This is a genomic window from Parafrankia sp. EAN1pec, from assembly GCF_000018005.1.
GTDB lineage: Bacteria > Actinomycetota > Actinomycetes > Frankiales > Frankiaceae > Parafrankia > Parafrankia soli.
Window position 1 is genome coordinate 3,456,903 of sequence record NC_009921.1, and the last position, 12,367, is coordinate 3,469,269.

Annotated in this window: 8 protein-coding genes; all 8 read left to right on the forward strand. The window is 67.7% G+C overall.

Annotated features, from left to right (window positions below; all coding sequences use genetic code 11):
* The first annotated feature begins 66 nt into the window (after window positions 1-66).
* The 8 genes from FRANEAN1_RS14300 (at window position 67) to FRANEAN1_RS14335 (ending at window position 12,333) form a co-directional block, all read left to right on the forward strand.
* Entirely contained in the window at window positions 67-1,713 is a 1,647-nt protein-coding gene (locus FRANEAN1_RS14300) for an aldehyde dehydrogenase family protein (protein ID WP_020460511.1), read from the forward strand.
* Window positions 1,714-1,718: 5 nt separating this feature from the next.
* Window positions 1,719-4,040: an AMP-binding protein gene (locus FRANEAN1_RS14305; RefSeq protein ID WP_020460512.1), complete on the forward strand. Its 2,322-nt coding sequence runs from the start codon at window positions 1,719-1,721 to the stop codon at window positions 4,038-4,040.
* 134 nt (window positions 4,041-4,174) lie between these two features.
* On the forward strand, window positions 4,175-5,302 hold the full coding sequence (locus FRANEAN1_RS14310) for an acyl-CoA dehydrogenase family protein (protein WP_041255875.1): 1,128 nt from the start codon (window positions 4,175-4,177) through the stop codon (window positions 5,300-5,302).
* 33 nt (window positions 5,303-5,335) lie between these two features.
* A complete protein-coding gene (locus tag FRANEAN1_RS14315) occupies window positions 5,336-6,547 on the forward strand; it encodes an acetyl-CoA C-acetyltransferase (RefSeq protein WP_020460514.1) in 1,212 nt (403 codons plus the stop codon).
* 46 nt (window positions 6,548-6,593) lie between these two features.
* Entirely contained in the window at window positions 6,594-8,768 is a 2,175-nt protein-coding gene (locus tag FRANEAN1_RS14320; protein WP_020460515.1) for a 3-hydroxyacyl-CoA dehydrogenase NAD-binding domain-containing protein, read from the forward strand.
* A 10-nt stretch (window positions 8,769-8,778) separates the two neighbouring features.
* The gene (locus tag FRANEAN1_RS14325; RefSeq protein WP_020460516.1) at window positions 8,779-9,651 is read left to right on the forward strand and encodes an alpha/beta hydrolase; all 873 of its coding nucleotides are present in this window, start codon (window positions 8,779-8,781) and stop codon (window positions 9,649-9,651) included.
* On the forward strand, window positions 9,648-11,162 hold the full coding sequence (locus FRANEAN1_RS14330) for an NAD(P)/FAD-dependent oxidoreductase (protein ID WP_020460517.1): 1,515 nt from the start codon (window positions 9,648-9,650) through the stop codon (window positions 11,160-11,162). The genes FRANEAN1_RS14325 and FRANEAN1_RS14330 overlap by 4 nt, the downstream gene beginning before the upstream one ends.
* Before the next feature lie 37 nt (window positions 11,163-11,199).
* Window positions 11,200-12,333 carry an oxygenase MpaB family protein gene (locus FRANEAN1_RS14335; protein WP_020460518.1) on the forward strand — a complete coding sequence of 378 codons (1,134 nt, stop codon included), beginning with the start codon at window positions 11,200-11,202 and terminating at the stop codon, window positions 12,331-12,333.
* Window positions 12,334-12,367: the final 34 nt, after the last annotated feature.

The following is a 12,367-nucleotide window of genomic DNA, read 5'->3' on the forward strand; positions in this document are numbered from 1 at the left end:
ATTATGCGTAGATAAATAGATCATTTATCACGCATCCTCTTGTTGTCGACGCCTTCTGGTGTCAACATGCTTCTGGTGGAGGAGTCGCTGCTCGCCGGTAGCGCCCTTCGCCCGTGGCGGAGCGCGGCAGGAGCCCGCGAACGCCGACGCTGCCGCCCGTTCGAGGAGTCGCTGATGACCCGATCCGCCACGACGGTGGCACCTGCCGCCACAGCCGCTCAGCCGGCGGCGCTCGAGTCGCTGAGCCCGGGAACCGGGGAGCGTGTCGGCGTCTTCCCGGTCATGGGGGAAGCCGAGGTCGCGGGGGTCGTTGCCCAAGCGAGACAAGGCTTCTCGTGGTGGAACACCCGCACCGGGCGCCAACGCCGCCACTGCCTGCTGAACTGGGCCGCTCACCTCGTACGCCACGCCGAAGAGCTGAGTGATCTGGTCAGCCGAGAGCAGGGCAAGCCGGCGGACGAGGCCTACCTGGAGATCGTCCCGGCCCTCGAGCAGATCCGCTGGGCCGCGCTGCATGCGGGCCGGGTCCTGCGCCGGCGTCGGGTCTGGCCCGGGCTCGTCATGGCCAACCATGTGGCGGCCGTGGACTACCGTCCGTACGGTGTCGTCGGTGTGATCGGCCCGTGGAACTACCCGGTCTTCACGCCCGCGGGCTCAATCGCCTATGCCCTGGCGGCCGGCAACACCGTGATCTTCAAGCCGAGCGAGTACACCCCGGCCACGGGAGAGTTCCTGGTACGGGCCTTCGCCGCTGCGAACCCCGACGCGCCCGGCGGCGTGCTGAACCTGGTGACCGGTAGTGGGCCGACTGGCGCGGCGCTCATCGCGGCGGGCGTGGACAAGGTCGCGTTCACGGGGTCGCCCGCCACAGGCCGTCGTGTCATGGCTGCCTGCGCCGCCTCGCTCACCCCGGTCGTGCTCGAGTGCGGCGGCAAGGACGCAATGATCGTCGCGGACGATGCGGACATACGGGCAGCCGCGAAGGCCGCGGTCTGGGGCGGCATGTCGAACAGCGGCCAGACGTGCGTAGGCATCGAGCGCGTCTTTGTCGTCGCCGCCGTCCGTGACAGGTTCCTCCAGGAGATCCAGCGTCAGCTCGACGGGATCCGTCCCGGGCTCGCGGCGGACGCGCCCTACGGACCGATGACGACACCCGGACAGATCGACATCGTACGGCGCCAGATCGACGAGGCGCTCGCGGCCGGCGCGATCCCGCTGGTCGGCGACGGCTCATCCGTGCACGCGCCCTTCATCGAACCAGTTGTCCTTGTGGACCCGCCAGATGACTGCAGTGTGATGACCGAGGAGACCTTCGGGCCGGTACTGGCGGTGCGCACCGTCGAGGATGTCGACGAAGCCGTACGGCTCGCCAACGACAGCCGCTACGGCCTGGGCGCCAGTGTCTTCTCGCGTAGCCAGGGCCGGCGGATCGCCGAGCGGGTGACGTCCGGCATGGTCGCGGTCAACTGCGGGCTCGCCTTCGTGGGGATTCCCGCCCTTCCGTTCGGCGGGCAGCACGACAGCGGCTTCGGTCGTCTGCACGGCGCCGAGGGCCTTCGCGAGTTCGCCCAGCCACGCAGCTACGCCCGCCAGCTGATCTCCCTGCCCGGGATCGATGCCACCACCCTGCGGCGGACCCCGCGCACGCTTCGGGTCCTGCGCCTGCTCATGAACGCACGGCACGCTCGGCGCTCAACGCTTGGAAGGCGGTGATACGGATGCGCGTCAGAGCCCACCGGCAGATAAGCGCTCCTGTCGATGTCGTCTGGGATGTGGTCACCGACCACGAGGGGATGAGTACCTGGTTCCCCGGTGTCGCCGTCGCCCTGGAACGTCCGGGCGTGCAGGGCGGCATCGGTGCCGTCCGGATCGTCCGGATGACGGGCCTCAGCATCCGGGAGCAGGTGACGGACATCGAGCCCGCCCGCCGGCTCGCCTACCGGTGCATCTCCGGGCACCCCTTGCGGGACTACCGCGGAGAGATCTTTCTCGCGCCGTCCGGGACCGGTACGAGCCTGACCTGGGTGCTCGACACCTCGACCCGTTTCCGTTTGGTCGCGTGGCTGCTGGTAAACCAGGCGCGTCTTTTTGCCTGGTCTCTCGCCAGGGCCGCGGAGCGTTCATCCGCTCTCATCCGGTCCGCCGACACCGATCGGACGAAGGAGCCCGCTGTGCAGCACGTGCAGTCGACGGCGTCGACGCAGCAGACGCCCGGCGCAGATTCCAGCCCCGGACCAGCTTCGCTGGCCGAGGCATTCCAGCGCAATGCCAGTCGCGACCCACAGGCGTTAGCCTTGAGCACCCCGGACGGGTCAGCGACCCTCACCTGGGGGCAATACGCCGAGCAGGTGCGCGACATCGCGGCTGCCCTGCATGCCCACGGCGTCCGGCGCGGCGACAGCGTCGCCCTGATGATGCTCAACCGCCCCGAATTCTATCCCATCGACACGGCCGCTATCCATCTCGGCGCGATCCCGTTCTCGATTTACAACACGTCGTCCGCCGAGCAGATCCGGTGGCTGTTCGCCAGCGCGAAACCGAGCATGGTCTTCTGCGACAGCAGCCACGCCGCTGCGGTGCTGGAGGCAGTCGACGGCGGCACCGCTGTCAAAGCTGTTGTGTGCGTGGACGGCGACGTCGAGGGGGCGACGACCTCGGTGGAATTTCGGGGCGTCCGCAGCGACGACTTCGACTTCGAGAGCACCTGGCGTTCGGTGACACCGGACGACGTTCTCACGTTGATCTACACATCCGGCACGACGGGGGAGCCGAAAGGCGTCCAGATCACGCACGGCAACATGCTTGCGCAGCTCGCCGCGACCAACACCTTCCTGGAAGCGGGCCCGGGCGACAGAGTCATCTCCTTCCTGCCCTCGGCGCACATCGCGGACCGGTGGGCTGCGCACTATCTCCAGCTGGTCTGCGGGACGACCGTCTACCCGCTGGTCGACCGCACTCAGCTGCTCCCGACAATGCTCCGCGTTCGTCCCACTCTGTTCGGCGCCGTGCCCCAGGTGTGGCAGAAGATCCGTGCTGGGGTGCTGGCGATGATCGACGCAGAAGCCGACGAGGAGCGGCAGGCGGGCATCCAGCAGACCCTGGCCGTCGGAGCCCGGTACGCGCGAAGCCGCAGCGATGGCACCCTCACGGCCGAGCTCGAGAGCCTTTTCGCAACGGCCGACACGCAGGTGCTCAGCCATCTGCGTTCCAGGCTCGGCCTGGACCAGGCGCGGATCGTGATGTCTGGCGCGGCGGCGGTACCCGTGGAGATCGTCGAGTTCTTCAACTCCATCGGGGTTCCGCTCATCGACGGGTGGGGGATGTCCGAGCTCTCCTGCATGGGCGCGTTCATGCCCAACCACGCGCCGCGCCTGGGATCGGTGGGCATGGCTCTTCCCGGTGTCCAGGTCCGCCTGGGCGAGGACGGCGAACTGCTCGTGCGCGGACCGATCGTGATGAAGGGCTACCTCGGCCGACCCGAGCTGACTGCTGAGCTCATTGACGACGAGGGCTGGCTGTACACGGGCGACGTCGCCCGCATCGACGACGAAGGATACATTTATATTATTGATCGAAAGAAAGAAATCATTGTCAACTCCAGCGGAAAGAACATCTCGCCAGCGGGCATCGAGGGTCATCTGAAAGCGGCGAGTCCCCTTATCGGCCAAGCTGTCGTGATCGGTGAGGCGCGGCCCTTTTTGACCGCGCTGATCGTGCTCGACGCGGATGCCGCGGGCCAGTACGCGGCCTCCCGCGCACTCCCGGCGGACGCGAGCTCGCTCGCCGCGGACGAGGGAGTCGTCGCCGCGCTCTCCGCCGCCGTGACCGAGGCGAACACCCACGTCTCGCAGGTCGAGCACGTCCGGAAGTTCGCTGTCCTCCCCCAGTTCTGGGAGCCGGGAAGCGAGCTGCTTACGCACACGATGAAGCTGCGCCGCAGGCCGATCGGCGCCCGCTACGCCGACGTCATCGAGGCGCTCTACCGGCTGCCGCGCGACGAGTCGGTCCTGCGTATCGCGGACGCGGCGTCCGCCTCCTAGCCGGCTTTTCCCGGAGTCGAACCGGGCCGCCGGCCACCACACACAGCGACGGCTTCGTCGACCAGGGCGCAGCGCCGATACAAGGAGAGCAATTGACTACCGCCACCGTCCCCGTCGCGCGTCGTCCGTCCTGGATGGACGACGAGACCGCGGACCTCGCCGCGCTCGCCCGCGCCTTCTTCGAGAAGGAGGTCGTCCCCGCGCTCCCCGAAGCGACCAAGCGGGGTTTTCCCGACAGATCCCTTTACCGTCGTGCAGGCGAGCTCGGCCTGCTGGGAATGGGTCTGCCCGAGGAGTACGGGGGTGGTGGGGGGACCTTCGCCCACGAGGCGGTCCTGTTCACCGAGCAGGTGATGGCCGGAGACAACAGCCTGCACCTCGGAGTGCATGCGGGCATCGTCCCGCACTACATCGCCGCCTACGCCTCCGAGGAGAACAAGTCCTTCTGGCTGCCCAAGCTCATCAGTGGTGAGTGGATCGGCGCCATCGCCATGACCGAGCCGTCCACGGGCTCGGATCTCCAGGCCATCAAGGCGCGTGCGGTGCAAGACGGCGACGACTACATCATCATGGGCTCGAAGACCTTCATCTCGAACGGGCACAATGCCGATCTGGTCATCATCGCGGTGAAGACGGACCCGTCCCTCGGCGCCCGAGGGGTATCCCTCGTCGTGGCCGAGGTCGGTGACGACCCCCCTGGCTTCCAGCGTGGTCGCATCATCGAGAAGATCGGGCAGAAGGGTCAGGACACCACGGAGTTGTTCTTCGACGGCCTGCGCGTTCCCACCAGTCACCTGCTCGGCGGCGTCGAGGGCCGGGGCTTCGCCCAGCTCATGGAGCAGCTGCCGCAGGAACGGCTCATCTGCGCCGTGGCCGCGGTTGCCGCGATCGAACGGGCTGTCGCACTGACGATCGACTACACCAAGACGCGCACCGCCTTCGGTAAGCCGCTGTTCGACATGCAGCACACGCGGTTCGAACTCGCCGAGTGCGCGACGATCGCCCGGGTCAGCCGGAGTTTTCTCGACGACTGCATCGAGCAGCATCTGAAGGGCGCGCTCGACGTGACCACCGCCGCGATGGCGAAGTACTACCTCACCGACCAGCAGTGCGCGGTCATCGACCGCTGCCTGCAGCTGTTCGGCGGGTACGGCTACACCACCGAATACCCCATCGGCCGGATGTACACCGACGCTCGTGTCCAGCGGATCTACGCCGGAGCGAACGAAGTCATGAAGGAACTCATTAGCCGCTCGCTGTGAGTGGCCAGGCCGGTAATGGAAGGAACCCCGCACGTGAGCGCTGAAGCCTTCGTCTACGATGCCGTTCGCACGCCCCGTGGGCGTGGCCGGAAGGGATCACTGCACGGGACCAAGCCGATCGACCTGGTGGTCAGCCTCGTGGACGCCCTACGCAAGCGCAACCCCACCCTTGACCCCGAGCGGATCGACGACCTCGTCCTGGGGGTCGTCACCCCCATCGGCGACCAGGGATCGGACATCGCACGTACCGCCGTGCTGGCCTCGGGCCTGCCCGACACGGTCGGAGGCGTACAGCTGAACCGGTTCTGTTCCTCGGGTCTGGAGGCAGTCAACACCGCCGCGCAGAAGGTGCGCTCGGGATGGGAATGCCTGGTGGTCGCCGGTGGAGTCGAGTCCATGTCCCGGGTCCCGATGGCATCGGACGGCGGTGCGTGGGCCCTGGACCCGTGGACGAATCTCACGACGTCGTTCGTGCCGCAGGGCGTCAGCGCCGACCTCATCGCGACGATCGAGGGGTTTGACCGGGAGGCGGTCGACTCCTATGCCGTCCGTTCTCAGGGGCTCGCGGCCAAGGCGTGGGCCGGGGGCTACTTCGAGCGATCTGTGGTCCCGGTCGTGGATCGCAACGGGCTGACCGTCCTCGACCGCGACGAGCACATGCGGCCCGAGACGACCCTCGAGAGCCTCGCCGCGCTCAACCCGTCCTTCGCAGCGGTAGGCGAGCAGGGCGGCTTCGACGCGGTGGCGCTGCAGAAGTACCACTGGGTCGAGCGCATCGAACACGTCCACCACGCCGGCAACTCCTCCGGCGTAGTCGACGGCGCCGCCCTGGTGGTCGTGGGGAACGAGGAGATCGGACGCGACCTGGGACTGACACCGCGAGCTCGCATCGTGGCCACGGCGACCAGCGGCGCGGACTCGACGATCATGCTGACCGGCCCGACACCCGCGACCCTCAAGGTGCTGACAAAGGCGGGGCTGACACCCGACGACATCGACCTGTTCGAGATCAACGAGGCGTTCGCGTCGGTCGTCCTGAAGTACCAGAAGGACCTGCGAATTCCGGACGAGAAGCTCAACGTCAACGGCGGCGCGATCGCGATGGGTCATCCGCTCGGGGCCACCGGTGCCATGATCCTCGGCACCGTGGTCGACGAGCTCGAACGCCGTGAGGCCCGACGGGGTCTGGTCACCTTGTGCGTCGGCGGTGGGATGGGCGTGGCCACCGTGGTCGAGCGCGTCTGACTCTCCCTCCTACCCGAACCCTCTGACAGAGAGAAACAAGAATTCCATGAGCGACGCGAGCACCGGCCAGTCAATGATTCGTTGGGAGCAGCGCCCGAACGGCGTCGTCGTCCTGACCATAGACGACCCGACGCAGAGCGTGAACACGATGAACGCGCTCTACACGTCCGCCATGAACACCGTCGTGGGCAGGCTGTACGCCGAGAAGGACTCGGTAACCGGGGTGATCCTCACATCGGCCAAGAAGAGCTTTTTCGCGGGCGGCGACATAGACCTCATGATTGCCGCGACCGACGCGGCGGCCCTCTTCGCCGAAATCGAACAGATGAAAGGCCCCCTGCGCAGGCTCGAACTTCTCGGCCGCCCGGTCGTGGCGGCGATCAACGGCGCCGCCCTCGGTGGCGGTCTGGAGATCGCGCTCGCCTGCCACCATAGAGTCGCCCTCGACGCGAGGAGCTCCAGGATCGGCCTCCCGGAGGTGACCCTCGGGCTCATCCCCGGTGGTGGCGGCATCAACCGCACCGTGCGCATGCTCGGACTGCAGAAGGCACTCACGCAGGTGCTGCTGTCCGGCCAGCAGTACAGCCCGGCGCAGGCACTGGCCCTTGGCCTGGTCGACGACGTGGTCGCCACACCAGAGGAGATGATGGCGGCCGCCGAGGCGTGGATCCTGGCCAATCCCGATGCGGCACAGCCGTGGGACCGCAAGGGCTTCAAGATTCCCGGCGGAACGCCGGCCAGCCCGGCGCTGGCCGCGAGCCTGCCATCCTTCCCCGCCACCCTGCGCAAGCAGCTCAAGGGCGCGAACTATCCGGCGCCCAAGGCCATCCTGGCCGCTGCCGTGGAGGGCACGCAGGTCGACATCGACTCCGCGCTGCGGGTGGAGAGCAGCTACCTGACGAGCATCATTCTCGACCCAGCGGCGAAGAACATGATGCAGGTGTTCTTCCTGGACAAGCGGGCGATCGACGCCGGTGCCAGCCGGCCGGCGGGCTTCCCCCGGCATGCGGCGTCCAAGGTGCTGGTGCTGGGGGCCGGGATGATGGGCGCCGGCATCGCGTACATGTGCGCGCAGGCCGGCCTACAGGTGGTACTCAGGGACCTCTCGGTCAGCGCGGCGGAGAAGGGCAAGGCGTACTCGGCCGGTCTGGTGGCCAAGGCGGTTGCCAAGGGCCGCCTGTCGCAGGAGAAGGCCGACGCCCTGCTGGATCGGATCCTGGCGACGGACAGCATCGACGACGCCGCCGGCGCGGACCTGGTGATCGAGGCCGTGTTCGAGGATCCGGCGCTGAAGCAGAAGCTATTCGCCGAGATCGAATCCGTCGTGGCACCGGACGCGGTACTGGGGTCAAACACCTCGACGCTGCCCATCACGATGCTGGCCGAGGGAGTGCAGCGGCAGGACAGCTTCATCGGGCTCCACTTCTTCTCACCGGTGGATAAGATGCCGCTGCTCGAGATCGTCGTGGGTGGGAAGACCAGCGACGCGACGCTCGCCAAGGCGTTCGACATCGCGTTGCAGATCCGTAAGACACCGATCGTCGTAAACGACAGCCGTGGGTTCTTCACCAGCCGGGTCATCGGCAAGTTCCTTGACGAGGCGATCGCCATGGTGGGGGAGGGCGTCGACCCGGCATCCGTCGAGCAGGCCGGTCTGCAGGCCGGCTACCCCGCGGCACCGCTCGCCCTCTACGACGAGCTCACGCTGACCCTGCCGCGCAAGATCCGCGAGGAGACGAAGGCGGCGGCCTTGGCCGAGGGCGCCATGTGGCAGGAACACGGCTCCGAGTCCGTCGTCGACCGGATGATCGACGAGTTCGACCGCAAGGGCCGCTCCACCGGCGGCGGATTCTACGACTATGCCGACGGCAGACGGGTTGGCCTGTGGCCCGGGCTGCGGGAGCACTTCACTAGGGCCGGTCACACGATCCCCTTCGAGGACATGAAGGAGCGGATGCTCTTCGCCGAGACGATCGACACGATCCGCTGTTTCGACGAGGGAGTGCTGCGCTCCGTCGCGGACGCGAACATCGGCTCGATCCTGGGGATCGGCTACCCCTCCTGGACCGGCGGGGTTCTCCAGTACGTCAACACCTATCCGGGAGGGGCCAGCGGCTTCCTAGCCCGCGCCCGGGAACTTGCCAGGCTCTACGGCCCCCGCTTCGAGGCCCCACAGAGTCTGATCCGCCTTGCCGCGGCCGACGGCCAGTACCGAGACTGACGACGATGCGATGACGCTCATGGAGACGCTCACGCATTTCGTGAGGCGTGGCACGGGCGAGCCCACCGTGCTGCTGCACGGCGTCGGCAGTCGTGCCCAGGTCTGGGATCCCCTGGTCGTGGATCTGGCCCGGCAGCGGGAGGTCGTCGCCGTCGACCTGCCGGGCTTCGGGCACTCCCCCCGTGGGGATGTCCGAGCCACGGTCGCGGGGTATGCGGATCATGTCAGCGAAGTGTGCGGACAGCTCGGGCTGCGGCGCCCCCATGTCGCCGGGCACTCCCTCGGCGGCGCGGTGGCCTTGGAACTCGGCCGCCGCGGGGAGGCCCGATCCGTCGTCGCCTTCTCGCCCGTCGGGTTCTGGGGACCGAGCGGGCAGGTCTGGTGCCAGGGCGTGCTCAGCCTCATGCGCGTCGTCGGACCGAAGGTTCGACCAGTACTTCCGGCTCTCCTTGCGACGGGGCCGGGGAAGGCCGCGCTCTTCGGCATGTTCTACGGCGCGCCGCACCGGGTCCCGGCCCCGACCCTCGTCGCCGACGCCGACTCCTTCGCCACGTGTCAGGCGCTGCCGGACGCCGTCAGCGGATTCGCGGACCATGTCTTCACCGAGCGTGGCGCGCTCGACGACATTCCGGTAACCGTGGCGTGGGGCGGGCGGGATCTTGTGCTGCCGCGCCTCACACAAGGCCGGCGGGCGAGGCGCGCGCTGCCCCGGGCCCGTCACGTGACGCTGCCCGGAGCTGGGCACGTCCCCTTCTACGACGATCCGGTGTCCTGTCTCATGCTCCTTCTCCACCAATGGGGAGAAGCCGGTCCCCTCGCCTCGTCTCCGTCAGCCAGCCCCGGCGTGGGCACCGACACCTGCGTCTCGAGGAGCGTTTCGTGACCATCGCGGCGGCTTCCACCGCAACGCCCCAGGTCATCGTGATCGGTGCCGGCTTCGGCGGCATGTCGGTCGCGCTGGAGCTCAAGGCCTGCGGCATCGACACGTTCACCGTGCTGGAACGCGCCCCCGAGGTGGGCGGTGTGTGGCAGGCGAACGACTATCCGGGGGCGGCCTGCGACGTTCCGAGTGTTATCTACCAGTTCTCGAGCCACCTCAAGGCCAACTGGTCGCGGCGCTTCGGTTCACAGGCGGAGATCCGTGACTATGTCCGGCAGGTGTCGATCGAGAGCGGGGTACGGCCGCACATCCGTTTCGGTACCGAGGTGGTCTCCGCCAGCTTCGGCGAGTCGACGAACCGGTGGACTGTCGAGCTCGCCGACGGCGAGCAGCTCTCCGCGGATGTCCTGGTCGCCGCCACGGGCCAGTTGAGCCGGCCCAGAACTCCGCAGATCGAAGGGCGGGACACGTTCACCGGCGCACAGTTCCACTCCGCCGAGTGGGACCACTCTGTCGACCTACGTGGCCGGCGGGTGACGGTCGTCGGTGGTGGCGCCAGCACGATCCAGGTCGTTCCGGCCATCGTGGACACGGCCGCCCACACCACGTTGATCCAGCGTTCGCCCAGCTGGGTGGTCGGCAAGTACGACTGGTCGCCGGGTCCGCTTGAGCGGAGCCTCTCTCGGGTGCCGGGCTTTCTGCGCCTTTACCACGGCGCCATGTGGCAGTGGTTCGAGGCCAAGTATCCCTTCGTCCTACGCCGATACGACGCAGGACGGACACTCTACGAGGCGTTCTGGCGCAGGCGGATTCGCGCGGCCCTGAAGGACGAGCAGAAGATCGCCGCCTGCCTGCCCGACTACCGCATTGGCTGTGCCCGCATCCTGCTCTCCAAGGCCTGGTACCCCACCCTCGCCCGGGAGGACGTGTCGGTCTTCCGGGACGGCGTGACCGTCATGACCGAGGACGGCGTCCTCACCTCCGACGGGCGGCACATTCCAACGGACGTCGTCATCTGGTGCACCGGTTTCACCGCGACCGAGTACCTCGCGCCGATTCGCGTTACTGGGCGTGGCGGGCTCGACCTGCACACAGTCTGGAAGGACGGTCCCGAGGCGTACCTCGGCCTGGCGGTTCCGGGATTCCCGAACTTCTTCATGTCCTACGGCCCGAACACGGGCTCTCTGACGAACACCATCACCAGCATGCTCGAGTACCAGGCGAGTTACATTCGGCAGGCGATCGAGCACATCGGGCGGAGCCGCCTGGCCTATTCGGTTCGACAGGACGTCCACGATTCCTTCAACGCCGAGCTGGGGCGCCGTCTACCGCAGACCGTCTTCAGTACCGGCTGCCCCGGCTGGTACGCAACACCCAGCGGAAAAATCACGACAGTGTGGGTGGGCTCACACCGGGAGTACCGCCGCCGCACCCGGTTCTTCGACCCCACCGTCTACGACGAGGCGGTCCCGGCCCCCACGTGGTCGACGCCCGACGTCTCCCTCACGCAGTGACGCTACATCGGTTCCGCTCTGCAGAAGAGGTTTTGACATGACCGACCACACCTCAACCATCGAACCCACCGCTGCGCCGCGGACGCTGACCGTCCCGACAGCCGCCGCTCCGGTCCGTTCGGAAGAAGTCGACTGGGCGCTCGGTCCCGGCTCGGTTACCTGGGAAGTCATGAAGGACCCTGCCGTGTTCCTGGTCGGGCTGCTTCGAGAGGCCATTCTCCTGACGCTTCACCCACCGTTCGCCGCCGCCGCGATAGATCATGACAGCTTTCTGGATGACCCGGTGATGAGGTTCCGGCGAGTGGCCATGTACGCCTACTCGGCCACGTACGGCACCAAGGCTGACGCCGAGAGGGTCAGCGCGATGGTGCGTCGGCGGCACTTCCAGATCGTGGGCGTCGAGCCTCTGAGCGGCGAGCCGTACCGGGCAGACTCGGAGTACGAGCTGGCATTGACCCAGGCCATGCTGGCGGCGTCGTTCCTGGCGGTGTACGAGGAAGTCCACGGCCGCCTCTCCACCGCCCGACGTGACCAGTTCCTCATGGAGCAGAAGGTGCCCGCGGCGCTGCTGGGCGTACCGCCCGAGCACATGCCCTCGACGTGGGGTGATCTTCAGCGGTTCCTCGCCAGGGCGCGGGACGGCTTCGCCACCGGCTACCAGGCCCGGGAGATCATCGATCCCTTCTCCCGAGGCAGCTACCCGCCTGGTAGCGTGCTCGGGGACCTGCCGACACTGAAGCGACAGGCCGCTATGTGGCTGATCCGGGCGATCGCCGACATGGCCATTCTCACCATGAACGATGAGGAACGCGCCCTCCTCGCGATCGACCGACGGCCCAAGCTGCGGTCGCAGGCAGCAATCCGGCTCTCGCTCAGGGCACTGTCCCGGTACCTGCGTAGCGAGAAGGGAACGCTCGCCTTCGAGGGGTTCGTCAAGGCGAACACCGCGAAGATCATGCGGCGAGCCTTCGAGGTCGACAGGAAGCCGGGCCGCCGTGCCCGGGAAAAGGCATTCCGGGTCCCGGACGCCGCCGGCTTCGTCGTCCAGCTGCCCGACCTCGTGCACAACTGGCCTGGCTCCCGGAGCATCGCCGAGCAGCCGAAGCCAGTGGAGGGCCCGTCGGCTCACGAGACTCGAGCCGGGGCCGGGAGAGCCCGCCGCGCCGGATGAGTGGCGGCCCCCCGACTCGTTCGACCGACTGACA